Source organism: Paenibacillus terrae HPL-003 (genome assembly GCF_000235585.1).
In the GTDB taxonomy this organism is placed as follows: Bacteria; Bacillota; Bacilli; order Paenibacillales; family Paenibacillaceae; genus Paenibacillus; species Paenibacillus terrae_B.
On the sequence record NC_016641.1, the window covers coordinates 924,216 to 949,001 of the forward strand.

The 24,786-nt window shown below is 45.8% G+C and carries 14 protein-coding genes; 1 reads left to right on the forward strand and 13 read right to left on the reverse strand.

All coding sequences use genetic code 11. The features are described 5' to 3' along the window. Nucleotides 1-139: 139 nt before the first annotated feature. Nucleotides 140-694: a ribosome hibernation-promoting factor, HPF/YfiA family gene (gene hpf, locus HPL003_RS04420; protein ID WP_014278415.1), complete on the reverse strand. Its 555-nt coding sequence runs from the start codon at nucleotides 692-694 to the stop codon at nucleotides 140-142. Between the two features lie 442 nt (nucleotides 695-1,136). Here hpf and HPL003_RS04425 point away from each other — a divergent pair, with 442 nt between their 5' ends. Then, entirely contained in the window at nucleotides 1,137-12,212 is an 11,076-nt protein-coding gene (locus tag HPL003_RS04425) for an isopeptide-forming domain-containing fimbrial protein (protein ID WP_014278416.1), read from the forward strand. 185 nt (nucleotides 12,213-12,397) lie between these two features. On the opposite strand, the gene HPL003_RS04430 is transcribed toward HPL003_RS04425, so the two are convergent. From HPL003_RS04430 to fliS, 12 genes are all read right to left on the reverse strand, one after another. Further along, on the reverse strand, nucleotides 12,398-12,595 hold the full coding sequence (locus HPL003_RS04430; RefSeq protein WP_013373372.1) for a cold shock domain-containing protein: 198 nt from the start codon (nucleotides 12,593-12,595) through the stop codon (nucleotides 12,398-12,400). A 268-nt stretch (nucleotides 12,596-12,863) separates the two neighbouring features. Then, entirely contained in the window at nucleotides 12,864-13,955 is a 1,092-nt protein-coding gene (locus HPL003_RS04435; protein ID WP_014278417.1) for a hypothetical protein, read from the reverse strand. A 365-nt stretch (nucleotides 13,956-14,320) separates the two neighbouring features. Then, nucleotides 14,321-16,303, reverse strand: a complete 1,983-nt coding sequence (locus HPL003_RS04440) for a glycosyltransferase family protein (RefSeq protein WP_014278418.1) — start codon at nucleotides 16,301-16,303, stop codon at nucleotides 14,321-14,323. Nucleotides 16,304-16,357: 54 nt separating this feature from the next. Beyond that, on the reverse strand, nucleotides 16,358-17,512 hold the full coding sequence (locus HPL003_RS04445; RefSeq protein ID WP_014278419.1) for a DegT/DnrJ/EryC1/StrS family aminotransferase: 1,155 nt from the start codon (nucleotides 17,510-17,512) through the stop codon (nucleotides 16,358-16,360). 18 nt (nucleotides 17,513-17,530) lie between these two features. Continuing rightward, nucleotides 17,531-18,157 carry an acetyltransferase gene (locus tag HPL003_RS04450; protein WP_014278420.1) on the reverse strand — a complete coding sequence of 209 codons (627 nt, stop codon included), beginning with the start codon at nucleotides 18,155-18,157 and terminating at the stop codon, nucleotides 17,531-17,533. A 14-nt stretch (nucleotides 18,158-18,171) separates the two neighbouring features. Continuing rightward, nucleotides 18,172-19,311, reverse strand: a complete 1,140-nt coding sequence (gene neuC, locus HPL003_RS04455) for a UDP-N-acetylglucosamine 2-epimerase (protein WP_014278421.1) — start codon at nucleotides 19,309-19,311, stop codon at nucleotides 18,172-18,174. Continuing rightward, nucleotides 19,308-20,336, reverse strand: coding sequence for an N-acetylneuraminate synthase (neuB, locus tag HPL003_RS04460; RefSeq protein ID WP_014278422.1), 1,029 nt, complete (start codon nucleotides 20,334-20,336; stop codon nucleotides 19,308-19,310). The genes neuC and neuB overlap by 4 nt, the downstream gene beginning before the upstream one ends. Before the next feature lie 16 nt (nucleotides 20,337-20,352). Then, a complete protein-coding gene (locus HPL003_RS04465) occupies nucleotides 20,353-21,051 on the reverse strand; it encodes an acylneuraminate cytidylyltransferase family protein (RefSeq protein WP_238533445.1) in 699 nt (232 codons plus the stop codon). Nucleotides 21,052-21,068: 17 nt separating this feature from the next. Next, a complete protein-coding gene (locus tag HPL003_RS04470; protein ID WP_014278424.1) occupies nucleotides 21,069-22,088 on the reverse strand; it encodes a UDP-N-acetylglucosamine 4,6-dehydratase family protein in 1,020 nt (339 codons plus the stop codon). 24 nt (nucleotides 22,089-22,112) lie between these two features. Further along, the gene (locus HPL003_RS04475; RefSeq protein ID WP_014278425.1) at nucleotides 22,113-23,930 is read right to left on the reverse strand and encodes a motility associated factor glycosyltransferase family protein; all 1,818 of its coding nucleotides are present in this window, start codon (nucleotides 23,928-23,930) and stop codon (nucleotides 22,113-22,115) included. A 121-nt stretch (nucleotides 23,931-24,051) separates the two neighbouring features. After that, nucleotides 24,052-24,396, reverse strand: a complete 345-nt coding sequence (locus HPL003_RS04480) for a hypothetical protein (protein WP_014278426.1) — start codon at nucleotides 24,394-24,396, stop codon at nucleotides 24,052-24,054. After that, nucleotides 24,396-24,779, reverse strand: a complete 384-nt coding sequence (gene fliS / locus HPL003_RS04485; RefSeq protein ID WP_014278427.1) for a flagellar export chaperone FliS — start codon at nucleotides 24,777-24,779, stop codon at nucleotides 24,396-24,398. The genes HPL003_RS04480 and fliS overlap by 1 nt, the downstream gene beginning before the upstream one ends. Nucleotides 24,780-24,786: the final 7 nt, after the last annotated feature.

The window sequence follows — 24,786 nt, forward strand, 5'->3', positions numbered from 1 at the left end:
ATAAAAGAGCCCTACCCCGCCAGGTTCGCAAGGATAAGGCTCGTCGTTATTTTCATTCTTCCCAATCTCCAATGAAGCATGCTTTCAATCGGGAACCCTCTATTCATTTGAAAAACATGATAAGTTCCTGTCTTACAGATTATTCACGTTCGATCAAGCCGTATTTACCATCATTGCGCTTGTAAACCACGCTGACTTCTTCGTTATCAATATTGGCAAATACAAAGAAATTATGTCCAACCATGTTCATTTGAAGAATGGCCTCTTCCACATCCATCGGTTTCAATAAGAAACGCTTGGTGCGGACGACTTCCAACTCATCCAATTCTGCATCTTCAGCAACAGCCACGCTGCCTGCCGGATCTTCCACAAAAAGGGTTTTCAAACTGCCCTTCTGACGGAATTTTCGGTTTAGCTTGGTTTTGTTCTTGCGAATCTGCCGCTCAAGCTTGTCTACCACGGCATCAATGGACGCATACATGTCATCGCTTTCGTCTTCGGCACGGAGTACAAGCCCCGGCAAAGGAATGGTTACTTCTACAGTGTGCAAATCTCTGGTTGTGCTTAACGTTACACTTCCGTCAGACGTCGGGGGTGCATCGAAATACTTTTCAAGTCTGCTGAATTTCTTATCAACGTAGTCCTTCAAAGCGTCGGTAACCTCGATCTGTTGACCTCGTACTGTTAAGTTCATAGGGCACGCCTCCTTTGCCCCTTCAGTATAACACATATGTTAACACCAAGTAAAAAAGCACTCGACATTTCGGAGATATTTTACAAAATTCTGTTTTTTTCGATAAAACGCTTCAGGTACCGTCATTCATTAAAAAAGGTCATGTTTAAAATTAGCTCGCATACATATTTGAATAATGAGCGCATATATAAAAATTTGCTCGTTGGCGTCGTGACCAACAACCATCTGTGTCTTCATGCCTAAGCTACTTATTTTGGAAAAGGGAGGGATGTCTTTTTCACACTGAATCAGGTATGGGAGACTGTGATGTATGCAAAGACCTGGATATAATGCAGGCAATTTATACGAAAGGATTATTACATCCAGCTTAGCTGGCTCTTCCCAAGCGAAGATCCCCCCAATATAGCGGATTTGGAAGAGATGGAAAGTAGGAAGCTAGTCCATGGCTTTTATTCAGCGTTACGTAACGAACCAGACGGGGGCTGTCACCTTTATCGGGAACACACTTGGACTGGCACGTTCCGCTTCGGCAGGAGTACCGGGAACAGTAACCAGCATTGGTGCTTTCATCACAACCAATACAGCTTCTCGCTTCGGCACGTATCCATTTGGCACTACCTCTGCATTTACAAGTAACTCATCAACAGCATTCCTTGTGCTTCCTGCGGGCAGTACGGTGCTGTATGCAGAGCTTATTTGGGGAGGAAGCTATGCCAACGGCAGCACCAATGTATTGTCCAGCGCCAGCAACCCGGTCACATTTCAGACACCCGCTTTATCTACTACAGTCAGTCCTGATTCTGCAACATCGGTCAACGTAACCAGTCTCAGTACTTACGTAAGAACGGCGAATGTGACGAATCTGGTCATTCAAGGCGGCGCAGGAGCATACACGGTCGGAAATGTGACGGGCACCATCACGGTTCCCGATTCCACAAACACCAACCACGCCGGCTGGACGCTGGCTGTGGTGTACAATAACCCGTCTCTGCCCTTCCGCAATCTGTCGCTGCGCGTGGGTGGCGAAGGGGTCAGTAGCGCTACAGGCTCGGTCAACGTTGTCGTGAGCGGCTTTGCCACGCCCGTACAAGGGGCCCTGCGCGGCAGGGCATTGATTTGCGCCCAAGAGGGCGACGTGGACATCACTGGAGACCGTGCGTTGTTTGGGCCTACCACATCCAGCTTGACTGCACTGTCTGGGCCCAACAATTTCTCAACTAATTTTTTCGCTTCGCAGATTAACGGGGACGACGGTACACTGGTCACGACGGGGACATTTGGCACTATCAATGCCGTGAATGGGGCACCTGGTACACAGGTCACAGGTGGACGGCAAGGCTGGGACATCACCAACGTCGATATTTCCTCCACACTACTCAACAGCCAAACCACGGGTGTCCTCCAACTGACAACCGATGGCGATATTTACATCGTCAATGCCAACGCAATTCAAATTGATATCAATGCTCCACTAGTGACCCTGACTAAAATGGCCAGTTCTACAGGTCTGGTTATTGGCGACACAGTTACCTATACCATTAACATTTCGAATACAGGACTAGTCAGCGCTTCCAACACTGTGCTTACCGACACCATACCTGCAGGGGCCACCTTTGTATCCGGAAGTGTCATTGTCGCGGGAACGGCCCAGCCGACAGCCAATCCTGCCACAGGTATTACAGTGGGCAGCGTGGCTCCTGCTTCCACGGTGACTATTACATTCCGTGCAACGGTCACTTCATTGCCAGCAAACGCTCAACTAGGCAATCAGGCATCGGCGTCCTTTTCCTTCCAGACTGTTCCAGGTGGGCCTGTCATTTCTGGTAATGTTCCGTCCAACACGGCGAGTACGCCGATCTATCAGCCCGTCATCAGGATTGTTAAAAGTGCCAACACAACGGCTGCTACCGTCGGAGATACCATTACGTACACGTTCCAGATATCCAATACAGGCAGCATTGCTGCTAATCTCAGCTTTACAGAGAGTATTCCGGCCGGATCATCGTTTATCCCCGGCAGTGTGACCATTGGCGGCTCTTCCGTGCCTTCTGCCAATCCCGCTACAGGCTTTTCGGTAGGAACCATCAATCCCAATGTTACAATACCGGTGACCTTCCGGACACTTGTCAATTCTGTTCCTGCCTCTGGAAATCTGACCGATCAGGCGACCTACACATATACCTTTACACCGCCTGACGGTCGTGCATTGAACGGAAGCGGTACATCCAACATGCTCACCATTCCGGTATCTTCGCCGAATGTGAACGTGACCAAAGCTTCTTCTCTTGCGGCGGCTGCCGTTGGAGAAACCGTTCAGTTTACGATAACCGCTACGAATAATGGAATCGAGAATGTGACCAACGTCGTGGTCACTGATCCGCTGCCAACCGGAGTGACCTTCGTACCCGGCAGCGTCACTGTGAACGGAACCGCATCTTCAACAGCTACGCCTGTGAACGGAATTCCGATTGGCACGTTGGCTCCAAGTGCATCGGTTACGGTTGTATTTCAGGCTGTAATTAACTCGCTGCCTTCTCCTGCACAGATCAACAACCGGGCAACCGTCAGCTTCACATCCGGCGCCTTTACCGGATCATCCTTGTCTAATCTTGTAATCATTCCTATCGTGATTGCAGCTCCAACCATTACCAAAAGCGCCAGTTCCAATCGTGCCAGCGTAGGCGGAACGATCACCTATTCTTTTTTGATCGCCAATACCGGAACAGCCGTCTTGAACACAACCCTGACCGAAACCGTACCGGCAGGCTCCACCTTTATTCCCGGAAGCGTCATTGTCGGAGGCTCCTCGGTTCCGAGTGCCAATCCCGGTACGGGAATTTCGGTGGGCACGATTAATCCCGGCGCACAGATCACTGTCTCGTTCCGTACGACAGTCAATTCCTTGCCACCCGGGGGTGGATTAAACGATCAGGGACTTCTTCAATATACGTATCAGCTGCAAGACGGGAGAATTCTTTCGGGCTCGCTTCTATCCAATACTGTTTCCGTGTCCATTTCTCTGCCTAGCGTAGCGGTAACCAAATCTGCCAGCTTTACATCCGTTAGTGTAGGTGAAACGCTAACCTACAGCGTGACCGCCGTCAACAACGGGATTGATCCGATCACCAATACCGTCATTACCGATCCGCTCCCTGGGAGCGTGTCCTTTGTATCCGGCAGTGTGACTGTTGGCGGTTCGCCTGTGAGCGCAGCCGACCCTAGAAGCGGCATTTCTGTTGGCACCATCGGGTCTGGTGCATCTGTGCAGGTGTCCTACGCTGTACTGGTCAATGCCGTACCGTCCGTACAGCCACTGCAAAATACAGCCAGCGTCAGCTTCACTAGCGGCACCTTTACCGGTACTTCTCAGACGAATACCGTCTCTGTACCGGTGTATCAGCCTCGCATCAGTGTAGCCAAATCCGCGAATACAACAGCATCTACGATAGGCGACACGATTCTGTACACATTGCTGGTCACAAATAGTGGCAATTATAATGCTTCTGTGACGCTGACTGATGCTATTCCTGCCGGATCAACATTTTTGGAGAACAGCGTGGTTATCAATGGCGTCAGTCAGCCTGGGGCCAGCCCTGCAGCAGGTATTTTCATCGGCACCGTATCGCCGCAAAGTCCCATTACGCTAACGTTCCAAACCGTAGTGGCTTCTCTCCCAACACCAGCCCAACTGACAGACCAAGCTGCTGCTGCGATTTCTTTCATCTTGCCCGATGGACGGGTACGAACAGCTAACACGTCGTCCAACGTATTATCCATTCCCGTGTCTGCACCGAATGTGTCCGTATCCAAAACAGCTAATCGTTCTACCGCCATTCCGGGTGATTCAGTGCTGTATACCCTTACCGTACTCAACAATGGAATCGAGACGGTGAACAATGTGGTCGTTTCCGACCCTATCCCGTCCGGCTCCCAATTTACTGCGGGCAGCGTGACGCTCAATGGCTCAGCCGTGACCAACGGAGATCCATCATTAGGTATCCCGATTGGCAGCATTGCCGCAGGAAGTGGGGCTACGATCACTTTCAGAGTGACGGTATCCTCTCCTTTACCGAGTCCACCGCAACTCACCAATCAAGCGCGTGTCAGCTTCACCAGCGGTGCTTTTTCAGGCGTATCTGTATCCAATCCGGTGACGGTAAACGTCAATGCCCCGGTGCTAGCTGTAAGCAAAACGGCTAATCCCATACGGGCAACGGTTGGTGATATGGTAACGTATTCCGTGGCGGTAGCCAACAACGGCAACATAGCTGCTGCTGCTACATTGACAGACAATATCCCCACAGGCTCGGCACTGGTACCGAACAGTGTGGTCGTTAACAGTACTCCTGTTCCGGGCGCCAGTCCCGTAGCAGGTCTGTCTATTGGCTCCATTGCACCCGGAGCCGTGGTCCAAACAACTTTTCAGGTGGTGATTACTTCCGTGCCTTTACCTCCGCAACTCACCGACCAGGCGAATATCAGCTTTTCCTTTCAACCGCCGGATGGCCGGATTGTTAACGGCAATGTTTCGTCCAATATTGTCACAATTCCTGTATCGTCACCGAATGTGCTGGTTACCAAAAGCGCTTCGGCAACCGACGCAGTTCCCGGTGATACGATAACCTACACCATTACAGCTACAAACAGGGGCATCGAAACCGTGACAGATGTTCGCGTAACCGATACGATTCCTGCTGGTTCGACTTTTGTTTCTGGCTCGGTTATCGTAAATGGAGCAACGCTGCCTTCAGCCAGTCCCCTGACAGGGATTCCTGTCGGCTCAATAGCTGCGGGCGCGTCAACAACCGTCACCTTTTCCGTATCGGTCAACAGCCTGCCTCAGCCGCCGCAACTGAGTGATCAGGCCACCGTTTCTTTTACCAGCGGCACACTGAACTTCACATCCCTCTCCAACACGGTTGTCGTGCCCGTATACCAACCTATTATCAACCTTGTTAAAACCGCAAATACGAGTCAAGCAACTGTCGGAGATACCGTAGTCTATACACTGACTGCCCAAAATACTGGGAATTTAGCAGCGACTGCTACCTTCACCGATGCCATTCCATCCGGCTCTTCCTTTGTACCCAACAGTGTCACCGTAAACGGCCTGCCTGTTGCTGGAGCCACACCCCAAACAGGAGTGTCAGTTGGAAGCATTGCTGCGGGTGCCTCTGTCTCTCTCACTTTTCAGGTCATTATTAATGCGGTCCCAGTCGGCTTAGGCCTATTAAATCAAGGCTCTGCCACGTTCACCTTCCAGCCACCGGACGGTCGAACCTTGAACGGAAATGTTCAATCGAATCCGGTTTTCATACCTGTATCCAATCCTAATGTCGCCGTGACCAAAACGGTCAACCAAACCGCCGTCGCCTTCGGAGATACCATTACGTATACGATTACCGCAGTGAACAACGACATTACACCTGTGACAGGAGCCGTCTTTGTTGATCCGATTGCTGACGGGACTACCTTTATAGCTAACTCCGTACAAGTAAACGGCGTCACTATACCGGGAGCCAACATCGCTACAGGCGTTGCCGTCGGCTCTATCCCTGCTGCCAGCTCGGTAACGGTCACCTTCCAGGCCACGGTAACATCCTTACCGGCATCAGGTTTGTCAACGGATCAGGCGACCGTCTCCTTTAATTCAGGGGCTTTCGCAGGGCAATCCATCTCGAATCCGGTCAGCCTGCCTGTATTGCAGCCGATTTTGAATGTAACCAATACCCTCAGCGCAGATCGGGCGACCGTAGGAAATACGCTTGGTTTTGTCATCACGGTAACCAATACCGGCAACACGCCAGCACAAACGGTCGTGCTTGATCTGCTGTCCAGTTCACTCAGCCTGAATCAAAATAGCGTCCTGGTCAACGGAGCGCCTATTCCCGGAGCGGACCCAAGTTCGGGAATTAATATCGGTTCAGTTGCACCCGGTACTACGGTAACTGTCACGTTCAGCGCCGTAGTCATATCTGTACCACCTGGCTCCATACTGACCAGCCAGGCCAATGTGAACTATACGTTCCAACTGCCGGACGGACGAACGTTGACCGGAAGCGGATCAGCACAGCCTGTATCCATCCCGATCTCTTCCCCGAACGTAACCGTGACGAAGGCGTCTGATGTCGCTGTCGCCGTCGTGGGTGATTCTGTTCCTTATATCATTACCGCTTTCAATAACGGACTTGACCCCGTTACTAACGTCATCGTTACCGATACCATTCCTTTCGGAACCGCATTTGTACCGGGTAGCGTTACAATCAATGGCACGCCTGTTGCTTCAGCCAACCCGCAAAGCGGCATTCCTGTCGGGACACTTGGTGCCGGTGGCGGTGCGACAATTCGCTTTTTGCTTAACGTACAATCCCTGCCGTCACCAGCGTCCATTACCAATGAGGCCAAAGTCAGCTTCACTTCAGGCGCCTTTAATGGATTCTCTGTATCCACTCCCGTAACCATTCCTGTGTATCAACCGATCGTTACCGTAGCCAAAAGCGCGGGCACAGGAAGGGCTACGGTTGGAGATACGGTCACCTATACGCTCTCGGTTACAAACTCTGGAAACATCGGCGTAGATACCGTCCTTAGTGATCCAATTCCAGCCGGGGCTGTCTTTGTCTCCAACAGTGTAGTGATCAATGGCACCGCCGCGCCTGGTTCGGATCCAAACGTCGGAATCCCCTTAGGTATCATAGGTGCTGCTACAACCGTCGCTCTGACCTTCCAGGCAGTCATTACCTCACTGCCCGCATCAGGTACACTGGTCAATCAGGCAACTGCCGCTTTCAGCTATCAACCGCCGGATGGCCGTGTGTTGACTGGAAACGCGGTATCTCCAACGGTGACCGTCTCCGTTTCTTCCCCGGATGTCGACGTTACCAAAACAGCCTCTGCTACCGATGCCGTCGTCGGAGATACCATTACTTATACCGTGATTGCTACAAATAACGGTATAAGCCAAGTGGTCAATGCCGTCGTATCTGATCCACCGCCGCCTGGTACCAGCTTTGTTCCCGGCAGTGTAACTGTGAATGGAGCATCTGTGCCTGCCGCGTCACCCGTCTCTGGTATTCCTGTCGGCACCATTGCCGTGGGTGGCTCGGCAGCCGTTACATTTCAGTTGTCTGTCGTCAGTCTGCCTCAACCGCCGCAAATTACCAATCAGGCGAACGTTAGCTTCACTTCAGGTGCGTTGACCTCGTCTTCGCAATCTGATCCGGTCACCCTGCCGGTATATCAGCCGATCATCAGCTTGACCAAGACTGCCAGTACGGTCAATACGCAAATTGGTTCAACACTGCTCTACACACTGGCGTTAACCAATACTGGCAATATCGCCGTTATACCTGTGCTGTCGGATAATATCCCTGCTGGCTCTGAGCTACTACCGAACAGCGTCATTGTTAATGGCATCCCTATCCCTGGAGCTTCACCAGTTACAGGCATTACGCTCGGCTCGCTTGCTCCTTCCAGCAGTATCGTAGTGAGTTTCCAAACGCTTGTCTCATCTCTGCCAACTCCGCCTATATTGACCGATCTTGGGCAAGCGAACTTTACCTACTCACCACCTGACGGTAGAGTTCTGAGCGGTTCCGTCACATCCAATACAGTCAATGTCAGCGTATCCGCACCTAATATCCAGGTGACGAAAACATCCAGCTTGGCAGCCGCTGTAGTCGGCGATACGATCAGATACACACTAAGCATCACGAATAGCGGTGTAGATTTGGTCACAGATACCGTTGTAACCGATACGATTCCGGCTGGAACCTCCTTTGTTCCAGGCAGTGTTCTCATCGACGGCGTAGCCTTCCCTAATGCTTCTCCGGTTGCTGGAATTGCCATCGGCAATGTTGCACCTGGAAATACATTTGTCGTAAGCTTCCAGACGTCTGTGCAAACTTTACCGCAGCCTCCTCTGCTCACAGATATCGCAGCCGTTACATTTACCAGCGGAACATTCACCGGCACTGCCCTTTCCGATCCGCTTATCGTGCCTGTTTTCCAGCCGCTTATTGCACTTACCAAAACATCCAGCACCCTTAACGCCTCTGTCGGTGATACACTGACCTACACGATTACAGCTGTGAATAGCGGCAATATTGCGGCAGCTCTTACCATCAGCGATAACATTCCGGCTGGGTCGTCTTTCCTTGCCAACAGTGTCAGCATTGCTGGTAGTCCGCAGCCTGGATTGTCTATTGAAACAGGTGTACTGGTTGGTTCTGTATTGCCAGGCGGAACTGTATCCGTAACCTTCCAAACCCTTATCAATTCTTTGCCTAATCCACAGGTACTGATCGACCAGGCATCCGGATCGTTCACCTTTCAACCACCGGATGGCAGAACCGTATCTGGATCGGCGGTATCCAACTCACTCAGCATCTCTGTATCCTCACCTGACGTCAGCATCGTAAAAGGAACGGCGGCTACCGATGCCATTATCGGTGATATCATCACCTATACACTGGCTGTCTCCAACCATGGGATCAGTACGGCCAGTAATATAGTGGTTTCAGACATGATTGCAGCGGGAAGCTCCTTTGTGAATGGCAGTGTGACTATAAACGGAACTGCCTTCCCTGATGGAAATCCCGGATTTGGTATTGCCATTGGCACGCTCACTTCTGGGGCCGTTACAACCGTCACGTTCCAGGTTCGAGTGGACTCCTTACCAACGCCGCCGCAATTGTCTAATCAGGCTTCAGTCAGCTTTACCAGCGGCGTATTTACTGGCAGCTCAACATCCAATACCGTGACCGTCCCAGTCTTCCAGCCGATCCTGACAGCAGTCAAAACAAGCAGTACCAACAATGCCACAATTGGAGACATCATCACCTACACTGTCGTCGTATCCAACACCGGAAACATTGCAGCCTCGACTACTGTAAGTGACAATATTCCAAACGGCTCTGTATTCCTTCCGAACACAGTGTCAATTAACGGCATTGCTGCTCCAGGTGCAAGTCCAGTTACAGGTATTCCGACTCCAGCCATACCACCAGGACAATCTGCAACCGTTACCTTCCAAGTGCTGGTATCTTCCATTCCTGCAGCCGTACTGCTGGTAGATCAGGCTGAGGTAAACTATCGCTTTAATGCACCAGATGGCCGCGAGACAGGAGGTTCCCATTTATCCAACATCGTTGAGGTTGCCGTTTCACCGCTAGACATCACTTTAAGCAAAAGTGTAAGCTCACCTTTTGCCACTACTGGGGATACCTTGACGTATGAACTCGTGATCCTCAACGAGGATGCGGATACCGTGCAAGACGCCCGCTTGCTGGATACCCTGCCAGAGGATATCGAATTTGTTACTGGTTCAGTTCAGATTAACGGGACAGCAATAGCAGCAGGCGATCCTCGCAGCGGTATACCTTTACCACCGTTAGAAGCAAACACGAAGACCGTCATATCCTTTGAAGTCCGTATCGCAGCGACAGAGCAGCCGGGACCACGTACCAATCAGGCCCGCTTATTGCTTACGAATGAAGAAGAAGCGAGTGCAATTCTGTCCAACGCTGTAACGGTTGCCATACTCCAGCCTGTTCTGAAGCTGACGAAAACAGCCAATAGAGAGAGTGTACAGCCAGGCCAAAGCATCACCTACACCATAATCGCAGAAAATACTGGAAACACTGGCGCCTTTGGCATGTTGACGGATTCCCTGCCACCGGAGCTGTCTTTTGTCCCTGGGTCTGTTACAGTGAATGGAGTTCCTGGGTACGGTGTCAGTCCAGGGCAAGGCATTACCCTAGGTGCAATTGCACCGGGAGAACGAGCAACTGCCGTCTTCTCCGTTCTTGTCGTCCGTTCCTCGGAATCGGGCGCACTGATAAATCAAGCTTCATTGGCTTACTCCTACCAGTTGCCGAATGGACGTAATATACATCTGGAAGCCACTTCGCCTTCGGTCTCGGTTAAGGTGAATCCAACTGTAGAAGGTGCCTTATCAGCCGTGCTAAGCACGACAGTATCTGCTGTTGCGCTAGGTGATGCAGTGCCTTATCAGTTGATCCTTGTTAACGACGGCGGGACGGTCATTACCGACGTGATATTAGCGGATTATGTGCCAGATGGAGCCATCATAGACCCGGGCAGCTTGAGAATTAACGGTTCCCCACCCGCCTCCAGCAAGCCGGGCGAACCATTATTTATCGGCAGCCTGCAGCCGGAACAGACGGTGAATTTATCCTACACCGTGAACGTTCAGTCTCTGCCTGTTGGCGGACGCCTAAACAATAACGTGCAGCTTCGCTATGCCGACAGCAATGGCGCGAGCGAAATCACCAGCAACACCGTGACCGTAGCCGTTTATGATCCACAGCTTGCCGTCAAAATCTCCACCGAAAATACGGAGGCCATAGCCGGGGAGATCCTTACCTATACGATCCAGCTTAACAACTTTGGCAACGTAACAACCGAAGCTACCTTGCAAAATTTCATCCCGGCCGGAACCCTGTTCATCCCTGGCACCATACAGCTGAACGGTCAATCGCTGTCGGAAGCCAATCCAGCTGTCGGTGTTAACCTTAGATCTGTGGAGCCAGGACAGTCGTTGACACTGACTTATCAAGTGAGCGTATCGGAGACACCTCCGCCCGGCTACATCGTAAATCAAGCTACCTTTGCCTACTCGTTTATGTTACCTGGAGGAAGAGCCATATCGGGTACACTGACTACCAATACTGTTACGATTCCAGTCGTATTCCCACTGCTCGAATTAGTCAAAAAGGTGGATACCACAGAAGCCTCTGTAGGCGACACACTCACATTCATCATACAGGTAACGAACAAAGGCGGTATCTCGGCACAATATCCGTTGTTCACAGACCTGTTGCCTCAAGGACTGGTTTATGTACCTAACAGCCTGACTATCCAAGAGAAAGCACAGCCAGGCGCTAATCCCGGTACAGGTACCGCCCTCCCGGATATTGCACCAGGCGAGACTCTCAACCTTACGCTGCAAGCGCTAATCCGTGAGGCTCCTGCAGATGGAACTTTCAGCAACCTGGTCACCATCGAATACACCTCACGTCGTAGTGCAGGGGAGGCCATCCAGGAAAGTGCCCAATCCAACACTGTCGGCATAACCGTCATTGCAGCCGTTCCTAAGCTTACACTTAGCTCCAGCGCTTTGCGTGTCGGGGAGGAGGACACCTTGTCCTTCACCGTCCATGTGGAAAACATCGGCAATACTCCGCTGGAGGAGCTACTGCTCACGGCACCATTCGCAGCCGAGGATTTCCTTTTATTGCGAACCGTCACCATGAACTCTGTGCCGCTTCCGCATCCTAAGCTGCTCCAAGGTATTCCATTGGGGCGCCTTGATCCAAACCATCAATCCGTCATCGTCTTCTCCTTTGATATTGAAACCGCGCTCCGTCCTTATCTGATAGCCCAGGCTATCCTGCGCTACCAATTCTGCTATCCCGACGGACGCGTAGAAAAACAATCTGCTTCCTCCAATACCATTTTCGTGGAGATGGCTGACTTCGACGGTTCTGTAGAGTAACTTTCTATTGTGTAGAGCTCCCTTACCATCGTGTAAGGGGCTCTTTTTATGTCAGGATTTCAAAAAAATTCTTATGTATTTAGAAAAAAATAAAAAGCCCTGGAATATATTCCAGGGCAGTTGCTAGCGCGTTATCCATTGCTAACCATCTTACCAATTATGTAGGTCGGCTATGCCGGGGATGATTATAATTTGGTTACGTTAGCGGCTTGTGGTCCACGTGCGCCTTCGACAATGTCGAACTCCACGTCTTGTCCTTCTTCAAGTGTTTTGAAGCCTTCTGTTTGAATTGCGGAAAAATGAACGAATACGTCGCCGCCATCAGCAGTTTCAATGAAACCATAACCTTTTTCTGCGTTAAACCATTTTACTTTACCTTGCATGCACTAACATTCCCTTCGTCATCAAATGAAGTGAAGCTCTCGCCCACATTTCCGACTATACCACCCAAAGTTATCCATTGTCAATTGGAATTGATAATGTTTTCATACATAGTTATTCCAATTTCTATTAGTAAAGCACTCTATTCCTATAGATTGGCATGGTATAATAGGCAAAAGAGCCTACTATATTCATATAGTAAACTCTTTGTGAGCGTCTGAAACACATAAAAGAATATTTCATTAAGTTTTTTTGTTGTCTCCATTTTACTTAATTATAGTAAACTACCGTTGGGTTGGGCTCAATCCCTTTCGCATAGTAATAATTCAAGCTACTTGCAAAATCAATTACTTTCTTTTTATCCAGATCATATACAAGAATATCTGGATCTCCAGCCATATCAATAAAATCCAAACGCCTTGGAGTAACTCTGCCATTGGTGTCAACGAAAGAGGAACTGTAATACGGTGGATTGCCAGAACTGTATGCTGATTCAAAATAGGTGAAAAGCGTCCCTTCATTTAGAACAATTAAAACCGCATTATCCGAGCTTGCATAATTTGAAGTATATTTCACAGGCGTAGTGATGCTTTTAACCCGGACTTCTGATACATCATGAGTTCTTGAATTATAACTACCGCCGTAGGAGAAGTAAAATTCCCTGTTCCAATTCAAGTTCGGATTGACCGTCGTCGTATTGGCAATTTGAGCACCATTCACCTTAATATCTCCGTTCGGATACTCAATTACCGTATATATCAAATTGTTAGAGTAGGAGGTTAGCTTAGCTGTCTTACCATTAATCGGTGAATCCGCTGGCGAGGCTGCATTCATATGAATACTATAACTCTCACCCACCGCTCCTGTGGAAGTAACACGAAGTCCCCAGTCTCCTGCTTTTAAATCTGTAGCAAACTTCAATTCAGAGGCCTTTCCTCCAAAACCAGTCAGGCTTGCTGTACCCGTGCTCCAATCAATCGAATACAAATCAAATCTATAATTGGGATTACTTGATCTGATCTGAGCCAGAATGCTTCTATCTGTAGGTACGTTAAAGAACCAAAAATCTGTGGGATCAGCTGTCGTCAATGAATCAGTGAAACCCATAAGATCACCGTTCACATTGAAATTAGACATTAATGAAGCACGATGAGGGTTCACTTTAAGAGTTTCACCATATACAGCTTCAGTCGTACTGGTAGGCTCCAGTGCTTGAGTTGTATTGGCAGAAAGAGACGTTGTCGCAGCATCCTTCGTTATAGTACTTGACGAGTTGGCCTCAACTGAGGCTGGAGCTACTGACGTACTGCCTAGAACTAAAAAGACCAGTAAGATTCCGATAAAATACTTTCCCCACTTCATACACATCATCCCTTCTCAAAATATTTAAAATTATTCATAGATTCAAAATAATTCCTATGAATGATATACTAATTCTCTAAAAAACTTGGTTATCCTTTAAACAAAAGATTTGTTCTCAAAAAAATAGAAATAAATTAAAAATTATCCTCTTTATAAAAAATATATAATCTCCTATTTTTGAACGTAAGAGAGCCACCTTAAAAATCCTTCTTGAAAATCTAATTTCAGACTGACAAAAAAGACGACACCTTATTTTGTTTAGGGGTCGTCTTTTTATACGTTTATTTACTTTCTCTAACAAAAGTTAATTTTAAGTGGTCTCTTTTTAATAGCGGGATGCTAGACAAGCAGAAAATAGACAAAATTTAATCTTCTTTCATAGCTACGATCTGCATCTGACCTAAATACTCCGAGCCACCGGATATTTTAAGAATTTTAAACTTATGCAATCTCATAAGTATTCTCAAAGAAATATGATCATATAGAATAACATGTAATGGCGGATCCAGATGTCGCCAACCGCTTCCGGAATGATAGCTGGCTGTCGAACTGACATTAGGTGTATTTGCAATAAATAATCCTCCCGCTTTTAGCACCCGTCTTATATTCTCCATGAAATGATGCGGATTAGGGATATGCTCCAATACATCAAAAGCTGTGACAACATCAAACGACTCATTATCAAATAAATGCTCATCCAATGAACCCGTTATAATGCTCAGTCCATGTTTTTGTCTCCCTATTTGGGCTGCTTTTTCTGATATCTCCACTCCTTTTACATCCCAGTAGCGAAGTTGAGCCTCTAGTACAAAATTACCTGTCGAGCATCCCAAATCAAGTAGCTTACCTCTAGGATACTTAGTCTGATCTACATATGTCTCAACCAAATCCATTCTAGCTTCTAATACAGCTAATAGGCCTGGGGTAATTTGCTCCAAATCTGTGGACCAACCCATCTTTGTCCGATGCTCATTTGAATAGTAGACATTATTATAAAACCAGTCTAAATAGCCCTCTGTCGGTTGAGGGCTCATAAATACTGTGCAGCATTCAGCACAGCGGTGTAGATTGGTTTCAAAACCATCATGTCCTTCAATAGAATACAACAGTGAGAAACTAGTTCCACTACAAACAGGACATTGTTTCGATACTTCCTTACTTTTATCTTCTTTGTAGGAGTTTAGTTCTTTTTCTCTCGCATAATTTAATTTTGAAGCAGTTACGATCTCGATCACTTCCATAGCCCGTTCCTTATAGGTATGATTGGTTATAACATTCTCATATAACTCTTCTACAAGTTCTATTCTTTCTTTAGGATGAGTTAAGAAATAATCACCCTTAGTGACAAGTTCTTCAAGACTCCCAAACGAGATTTCGTTCCATACATTAGGGAATATGAGCTTCATGTCATCTTTATAGTCACTGAGAACAAAGGATTTAGAAGCAAAAACATCGAAAACTCTATTATTGATTGAAGTCTCAAGCTGGAGAGAAGAAATATTAAGGTTTATTGCATAGCTTTGATATAACGAACTAAGTTCACTATAAGGTACTGACGGATGATGAATAAGATGGTTACTTGCTATTTCCTTTGATCCATATACATGAATATCAATCCCACTAATACTGTTCAAAACATGCTGACGTAAAATAGCACTTCCACGGATATGAATCGGCGCATAAATATGTGTCCAAAATGCATATGGATGTTTTTCATAGAGATATCGAATGGTTTCAAATTCTTTTAATAAAAATGCTTCCCTGCATAGATCAAAAGTGGGGATATTTATATTCTTCACTTTTTCATTAATGATGAAATTAACGAACTTTTGTTCAAGATGTTCTTCTACAATGTTATTATCAACTTTGACTATGTTACCAACGAACGCGATTTCGCCTTCTTTAGCTTTAACTTGAGGATTAGGATAAAACTTTAGCGGGTTAGTAGCAAGCATTATTGGATGTACATTCTTAATGTTTCGTTCGATGAGCAACTGTAAACAATATTTGTCCCACACAAAATGATAATAATACGATGAATACTCTTGGAATTCTGCTTCCAACTCCTCATCCATTGAAAAAAAAGGATTATCATAATGCAAAGAAACAAGGGGAATCCCCATCTGGCGCAACAGGATTTTTTTTCCATCCCGAAGGATTCCAACCCCCCCATAAGCAACAGCCATATCTGGCTTAAAATCCCTTATATTTTGAATTTCTGAAAGCCCGAATCCCTCTTCTAATCTAACATACAGTATTTCATGTCCCAATTGTTCAAATGCAAAAGCATAATCGTCGGTGATATGAGGAGCAATAACACCGTTTCTCCTGAAAAGTACAATTTTCATGTTTTCTATCTCCAATCTGTATTGCCTGGATATTGTTATCAAAAAAAAGGATCTTTAAGCCCTACTACTGATTATTTTTGTTATCTGTTCAATGACAAACTTTTGATCTTCGAAAATCATATTGGTATCCGATGGTAAACAAATTCCATTCATAAACAATTCCTTGCTCACATCTTTTTCTATATCATGTTTAAAGTAAGCTGCCTCTGTGAACAAAGGCTGTATATGCAGCGGTTTCCATACCGGACGCGATTCAATGTTGAACTTTTCTAGCTCATCAATAATCTCAGTAACGGTTGTCTTAATTTTTTTTGAATCGATCAACATTGCAGTTAACCATCGAGTTGATTCCCCAAATGTTGCTTCTGGCATAAACTCTACACCATCTATAACAGATAAAGCGTCATAATAGTTTTTGAATATTTCCCTCTTTTGAGAAATCCTTTTGTCCAAAACCTGTAGTTGCCCACGCCCAATTCCTGCTAAGACGTTGCTCAGACGGTAGTTATATCCAATCTGACTATGCTGATAATGCTTGGCACGGTCTCTGGCTTGTGTGGCGTAAAATCTTGCCTTCTCTAACAGAATCAAATCTTCAGAAACCAGCATCCCTCCACCCGACGTTGTAAGGATCTTATTACCGTTAAAGGAAAATATCCCGAATTTACCTATTACCCCACTCATTTGCTTACCATATGTAGCTCCTAGTGACTCTGCGGCATCCTCTATGATAGGGACTTCATATTCATCACATAACTTCTTCAGCCGATCATAATCAGCACTTTGCCCATATAGATTAACCACAATGACAGCCTTAGGCTTCTGTCCTTTATCTGCATATGTTTTAAGCGCTCTCTCTAATGCCTCTGGGGACATATTCCAGCTGTCGGGCTCAGAATCAATGAAGACCGGAATAGCCCCTTGATATAGTATAGGATTAGCACTAGCAACAAAGGTGAGTGACGAACAAAAAACGATATCATCTTGTTGAACATTCAGTAAAATTAAGGCTAAGTGAATAGCTGCCGTACCAGAACTTAGGGCTACCGCTCCTTTGCTACCTACGTAACTTGCCACTTCTGATTCGAAGAGGTCAACATTCTTACCCAAAGGCGCAATCCAGTTCGTCTCAAAAGCCTCGGCAATATACTGCTGCTCCGCCCCACCCATATGCGGTGATGATAAATAAATTCTTTTGTCACTGGACATTTTACTTCATCCCTTATCCTATAAGTTTTTGATAACTCTCGCTGGACACCCTACGGCAACAACATGATCCGGTAGATCACGGATTACGCACGAAGCCGCTCCTATTATTGTGTCTTTCCCTATACTCACGCCCGGAATAAGGCTCGCACTTATACCTACATGACTCCGGCAACCGATAGTAACCCCTCCAGCCACATGCACCCCTGGTGAGATATGTGCAAAGTGTTCGACACAGCAATCATGGTCTATGGTAGCTGCCGTGTTAATAATGACATGCTCTCCGATATGGGTATCTGCATTAATAACTGCGTTAGGCATCACTACCGTTCCTTCACCTATGGAGATATTGGAGCCAATGACAGCACTGGAATGGATAGCAGTACCAAATTGAACCTGCATCTGTTTTAAACGCTCCACAATATTCATTCGAATGGAATTGTTCCCGATTGCTACAATGTATAAAGCTTCCGGGTACTTAAGTGTGATCTCGTCCAATTGGCCGATACCACCTAAGTTCGGTAAGCCATTCCATTTCTTGGCCTGAATTCCATCATCCATCATACCAGCAATTGTTTCTTGACAGGAACGTAAAATATCTACAACTACCTTGCCATGCCCGCCTGCTCCGAAAACGATGTAGCTCAAATGCCATCATCTCCCTAATAGGTAATCGTTTTTTGGATAAGCTCATCTGTTTTAACCGTACTTTTTAATACATCAACGATACGTGCACTTGTGCCCTTCTTACTGTACACATTGCTTGAATTGGCAACCGTTTGTTGAAATAAAGCGGATAGCGCATGTTCCAGTGCAATGGAGAGTTCCTTCTCATTCTGAGCAATATCTATGGTATTCGTGGAACGCTCTCTGCCTGTCTGCCGAGTTCCGATATTAATAACTGGAACATGAAAGGAAGCAGCCTCAATAATCCCCGAAGAAGAATTTCCAATTAATATTTTTGCATTCTTCAACATCGTCAGATAATCAAGCTGCTCAAAGCTGGTTACAATATGCATCCCCTCTCTTGCAGCAAAACGATTATATACATCTACGATAGCATCAGCTCCAGCATCCGAATTGGGCATCACACAAATAACCTCATTTTTGCCAGCCAAAAGAACTTCTAGCATCTTACCAAGCATGCTCATATCCGCCTCTTCCGTGGTGACTGGATGGTAAGCAAACAACACATAATCGTTAGCTATATTGAGATCGTATTTACGTTTCGTCCTCTCTAGCTCAGGCAAGGATGTATTCATCATCGTTTCAATTCTCGGGGCACCGACTACATGAATTCTCCACGGTTCTTCACCAAGCCTGATTAGGCGCTCTCTGCTTCCATTTGTAGCCACGAAGTGAATGTGAGCCAACTTACTGATCGCATGCCGAACAGACTCATCAATCGTGCCGGATACTTCGCCACCATGTAAATGAACAAGCGGAATGTTCATGTGAGAGGACACAATCGCGGCTGCAAGCATTTCTCCCCGATCTCCCAATACAACGACAAAATCTGGCTCCAAAGCTTCTATGGATTGCGTCATTCCCATGATTGCTATTCCGATAGAGCGAGACATGTTGGCATGAGTAGCTCCTTGCAGCAGACAGTCTACCTTAGCGGATACACGAAATCCGTCCTTTTGGATAGCGTCCAATGTATATCCGTACTGCGGGGATAAATGCATTCCTGTAACCAACAGGTGGAGCTCCAAAGCATGTTCATCCTCAATGGCCCGCAAAATCGAGTAATATATGCCATAGTCGGCTCGTGTTCCGGTAATCACCAATACTTTTTTCATTGCACATCATCCCATGACAACAAGTAATCTTCATGTACGTCCTTTAAAAGCTGCTTGCCAACTAAATCAGCATAATATTTAGGCGCTATTCCCGTGCCTGGGCGTTTGATGACTAGGTCTTCTTGAGTTATCAACTGGCCTGCCTTTTTAGGTGTTGCCATCACAACACTTTTTCTTGCAACTGCTCTGGTACTTTCCTCAGAGGGCATACATCTTTTAACTCCATCCCCCAGAGCCTGCTCCACATTCCGAATCGCAAGAACCATCTTTGAAAAATTAGCAGGCTCCAGTGAAGCCTTATGGTCAGGACCAGGAAGTGTTCGATCCAGCGTGAAATGCTTTTCGATAATTCTCGCTCCCAATGCAGAAGCCGCTACAGCAATCTCAATACCAGCCGTATGATCCGAATATCCTGTGACCTTCTCAAAAGTTTCAGAAATTGTCCTCATGGCCAACAAATTCACGTCTTCCAGAGGTGCCGGATAATCGGAGGTACAGTGCAGCAATAGCACCTCACTTTTTTCGAATGCTTGTAATGATTCTCCAATTTCATCCAGATTGGACATTCCGGTAGATAAAATAATTGGGCGCCCATAGCTATCGAGCTTCTGAAGAAAGGGAATATTGTTCATATCTCCCGATCCAACTTTGAATGCATCGATATCAATTGAATTCAGAAACTCAGCGCTTTCTTCATCAAAAGGTGTAGAGAGAAAATCTATTCCTTTTTCCTCACAATACTTTTTCAAAAGAACAAAATCATCAAAGCTCAATTCAAGCTGCCTTAACATGTCCAGTTGGCTCTCGGCGGAGCCGGTATTTTCTGTCTGGTAATTAGCCTTCTGGGCGTACTTGGTTACCAGTTTTTCGCTTTTAAAGGTTTGGAATTTCACCGCATCGGCACCGCATAAGATCGCTTGGTCAATACATTCGAATGCAAGCTCCAATGAACCGTTATGATTTACTCCTACCTCTGCAATAATATAGATAGAGCGGTTCCCCTTATTGGATAAGAAATTCTGCATGTTATATACTCCCTCCTTACTGCGAGGATTCCTTGTGGTTGGATTCTCTCCAAAAAAACTCTGCCATTTTTAAATCAAACTCGTCATCTATGTCAACAGATCGCTCTTTGGGCATAATGTAGCCACAATTATGACGTCCAACCAGAGTGCCACTGCTCATCAACAAATCTCTTTTTACGATATAGATGGCTCCATTTAGAGCATACAACTCTTTTAGATCTTGCCTCCTCAAATGCTCTCTTTCACCCTTCAGGTAGGACGTAAGCTGTCCGTTATCCATCTCCCGAAGTAGATAGGGTTGTACTCCTGACAAAGTGACACTTTGCAGTGAATCAGCCTGATTACTTAAAAATATTGTATACGCTTCTTTAATATCGATGGCATTTCGCAATGGAGATGTAGGCTGAAGCAGCATAATAACATCAAAAAATTGATTCTTGGTCTGTTCATAGAATTCAACAGCATGCTTCAATACATCAATGCTTTTGGCCTCATCGGTAGCCAGCTCACCAGGCCTTATAAACGGAACTGCTGCGCCAGCCTGACCTGACACACGAGCAATTTCTTCACTATCCGTTGTCACTACAACCTCGTCTACACAACCACTGTTCAACGCTGCCTCAATACTATATTGAATCAGCGGTTTATCATGTAACAATCTAATGTTTTTACCAGGTAAACCTTTTGATCCACCACGCGCAGGAATAATCGCCAAGCATTTGTGATCGCCCATCATACAGCACCAATGGTAAAACCCAATCCATTCTGTTCAATCAGCTCACGAATAGCTTTCGGAAAAATCTGTGGTGCAGTCATCGAAGAATATTCTTGACGAATCGCCTTTTGAAAACCTGCATATTCCTGCTCTGCTGTGTGAAATAACGAAGGGATGATATACATTTGTCCATTCTCCAACGCTCTTTCGGATTCCTCAAGCGACATTAGTTCTTCATATAGCTTCTCACCCGGCCGGATCCCGGTCTCAATGATTTCTCCACGATAGGGTTTACCAACCGCCTCTTCATACGAATCAACCAGGCATTGAGCCAAATCCGTAATTTTAAGAATCGGCATTTTTAGCACAAACACTTCTCCGCCTTGCGAATAGTGCGCTGCATCTATGACCAATTGTGCGGCTTGAGGAATAGACATCATAAAACGAGTCATCTCTGCATGTGTGACAGTCACCGGGATTCCCTTAGCAATCTGATCCCGGAATAACGGAATAACAGAACCCCTTGAGCCCATAACATTCCCAAAGCGGACACATGAGAAGACAGTACGTTTGCTACCTTTGTACAAGTTGGCCGCTGAAATCAAACGTTCTGATAGTAACTTTGTAGCACCCATTGTATTCGTTGGATTTACCACTTTATCTGTGCTGATGGCTACTACTTTCTCTACATTATGCTCAATAGCCGCCTCAATTAGATTCTGTACACCAATAACATTTGTTTTCACTGCTTCCATAGGGTTATATTCGCAGGCAGGCACATGTTTGAGAGCAGCAGCATGAAAAATATAATCCACATCCTCCATCGCATAACTCAGTCTCTGCTTGTCCCTGATATCACCGATCAGATAACGGACATTGGTATATTCTTTTAGCTCCTGCTGCAGATCGAACTGCTTGCTCTCATCCCTGCTAAAAATCCGCAAGGCTTTAGGGTTATACGATAAAATATTACGTACAATTTCGCTTCCAATCGAACCTGTGCCGCCCGTAACCAGTACAATCTTGTTGGTAAACATAATAACCTCCGGAGTGTAAGACAATTAGTTTATCGATTTTTGAGTCAATGCATCGCTGTTTGATCTTCTGTCCACACGTTGAATCGATTCCAATAGCATTTCTTCAAGTATTGGGATTTGTGCTGTGATGTCCTGTAGCATCTTACCCAGATGCTCATAAATTAGATCAGACTTACGCGTCAACTGATGTTCTGTCACAATAAAAGGGAGCACCTGATCAAAACGCGCAATTTCGATAGGCATAATGGACTCAAATATAGGTGAGAACCACTCCCTGTTGGCTATCAATCCCCACATCTGCTCTATAGACTCCACCATGCTTTGAGCTTTTGCTGGTTTAGTACGGCTAAATTCGCGTAATTTATTCATAAGCTTGTGAATTGCTGCAATCTCAGAGCGTACATTGGAAAGATCCTCAAGTGTCGCTCTCAGCTTGTCTCTGACATCCTGCACCTTATTCATATCAACAGCGATATTTTTTTTATTTATCAAATCGGCAATTGCATCAGGATCAACAGATTCCGAAGCCAACCATTTATATATCTCTTCCATCAGTTTGAATGGAGCACCCTCAATCACTGCACCATTTCGAGTTGAATTGACGAATTCAATCCTAGGAAGTGCGATAATCAGCTTTTCGAGCCCCTCCTTCATCAGGGAGAAGCTCTCGTCCGTAGTGTTGTACGTCCCTTTTACATTCAGCACTTTCTTAGGAGCTTCCTGCACTTTCTTATCTATAGTTTCGGCTGCAAAATGTTCAATTCCATCTGTGTAAAACTTGTTATTAGGAAATGATAAATCCTGGCCTGCAAGTATAATCCGTTTAGCTCCTAGACATGCTGCTGCTTGAATTGCCGTTCCTGCAACCGTTTCTGTAGGGGATATAAAGAGTTCCTTTTTACTGAGTCCAAAGAAATATTGGGATACAGCATCACTTTTCATAATACTATGAATTTTCTCCGCACAGTTCTGGTCAGAGATTTCATAATAAGATGAGGAGGTAAACAATAAAGGCTGCTCCCTTGTTGCAGAAGAAGCAAAGATTTTCTTATTGACTGGATGACCATCCATTATTACAGCAAGGTGAGGCTGTATTCCATGCTTTATTAATGCCTGGATACTGGAGCCTGCTGAAATAATCAGCACATGAGGACGTAATTTTTTCAGCCATTCGATATCTTCCTGTAAAGATGGGCCTGATGATACAATCACCGCCGTAGCACCCTCAAAAGCGTGAAAAAGACGCTCAATGGAAAGAGTGTATAGTACATCAGATAGATGGTATAGAAAATTTTGAGTCCATTCTTGTCGAAACCGATTCTCTGTATACTTATCTACCAAAAAGCTCTGACGGTATTCCTTGAATTTTTCCTTTACTTCACGTAGCGTACTCATATCATCTGATAGATACTTACGTAGTGCGACGAATGCTAGATCCTCCATCATGTAACTACTCAACATATGAAACATCATATTGAGCTGTGACTCACCAACAGATAGCCAGTACAAATTGGGGTGCCCCAGCAAAAGACTAAGATCATACTCCGTCACTGCCTTCTGGAAAAGCTGCTCATCTGGCTCGTACACAAAGAGCCAGTGATTCGGATACAATTCCAGGAGATCAGCAATGCTGAGGCCCCTCTCAAATCCATATACAAAAAGGATTTTTCCGTTTCCAATAACCCCTTCAACAGCATTAAGCCAAGCTGTGTCCCTTTCAAAGAGTTCATTAAACAAAGGTGTAGATAATTCATTATCCGATATTTTTTTTATTTTGGTAATAACATGAGGAAAACGTTGCTCTAAAATTGTATGGTTTAATTGTAGTTGAGACAAGGTCATACCACCGTTTCACATTTAATATTTGCTAATTAGTATATCGGATTTACTCTTAATGGAATGAACCTTTTCACAAAAATACCCCCATTCTAAACAGAATGAGGGACGTTCTATAAAGCATTTTTTATTTTCGATGATCAATAAACAAACTGTCTATGGAGTAAGCTTGCTGGTATGCATGCTGCTGCACACGAATGGCTCCACGTTTCTCCATCCAGTGACCTGCCTCATCCTTAAGTACATGCATACGCTGCAAGATTACCGAATCGTTACTTAGTATATCACGAATTTTCTGCTTATCGTTTTCCGTTATCGATAGTTGAAAGGACTGCATCTGTTCTACAATGCACTGCCTTTGATCTGCAAACTGTTCAAACTCTTCCTCACTTAAATTCAGAAGATTAGATAACACTGCTTCTGTCTTATGCTGAAGTTCTTCAAGGAGTACTCGCATATTAGATTCTGCCATCACACACTACCAACTACACCAGGCATTTTCATGGCTTCCAACCAAGTTTCCCGTAGATCAGTCAAATGTTCCAGCACCTCTTGTGCAGGAGCGGCTATCTTGTGAACATTAGCCTCGATCAGTTCATGAAGCATATATTCATACACTCGTAATAAGTCATGAGAAATGGGATACTCAAAATTCAACGCAGATATCAACTCGTGCACAATCGCTTGCGCTTTACACAAATTGTTATTTGCTTTCTCGTTATCCTTATTCTCTATCCCCTCAATCCCCGCACGAACGAAACGAATAGCCCCATCGTACAGCATAATCAGCAGTTTAGGCTTGGATGCAGTTTGTGCTTGAGTCTGCCGGTATTTCTGATAGGGTGTATGGATCAATTATAAA

Excerpts from the sequence above, each read along its gene's own strand:
- neuC (WP_014278421.1), bottom strand. The coding sequence starts at position 19,311 with ATGAAAAAAGTATTGGTGATTACCGGAACACGAGCCGACTATGGCATA.
- neuB (WP_014278422.1), bottom strand. The coding sequence starts at position 20,336 with ATGCAGAATTTCTTATCCAATAAGGGGAACCGCTCTATCTATATTATT.
- HPL003_RS04435 (WP_014278417.1), bottom strand. The coding sequence starts at position 13,955 with ATGAAGTGGGGAAAGTATTTTATCGGAATCTTACTGGTCTTTTTAGTT.
- HPL003_RS04470 (WP_014278424.1), bottom strand. The coding sequence starts at position 22,088 with ATGTTTACCAACAAGATTGTACTGGTTACGGGCGGCACAGGTTCGATT.
- HPL003_RS04425 (WP_014278416.1), top strand. The coding sequence starts at position 1,137 with ATGGCTTTTATTCAGCGTTACGTAACGAACCAGACGGGGGCTGTCACC.
- HPL003_RS04430 (WP_013373372.1), bottom strand. The coding sequence starts at position 12,595 with ATGCAAGGTAAAGTAAAATGGTTTAACGCAGAAAAAGGTTATGGTTTC.
- HPL003_RS04475 (WP_014278425.1), bottom strand. The coding sequence starts at position 23,930 with ATGACCTTGTCTCAACTACAATTAAACCATACAATTTTAGAGCAACGT.
- HPL003_RS04440 (WP_014278418.1), bottom strand. The coding sequence starts at position 16,303 with ATGAAAATTGTACTTTTCAGGAGAAACGGTGTTATTGCTCCTCATATC.
- HPL003_RS04445 (WP_014278419.1), bottom strand. The coding sequence starts at position 17,512 with ATGTCCAGTGACAAAAGAATTTATTTATCATCACCGCATATGGGTGGG.
- HPL003_RS04480 (WP_014278426.1), bottom strand. The coding sequence starts at position 24,396 with ATGGCAGAATCTAATATGCGAGTACTCCTTGAAGAACTTCAGCATAAG.
- hpf (WP_014278415.1), bottom strand. The coding sequence starts at position 694 with ATGAACTTAACAGTACGAGGTCAACAGATCGAGGTTACCGACGCTTTG.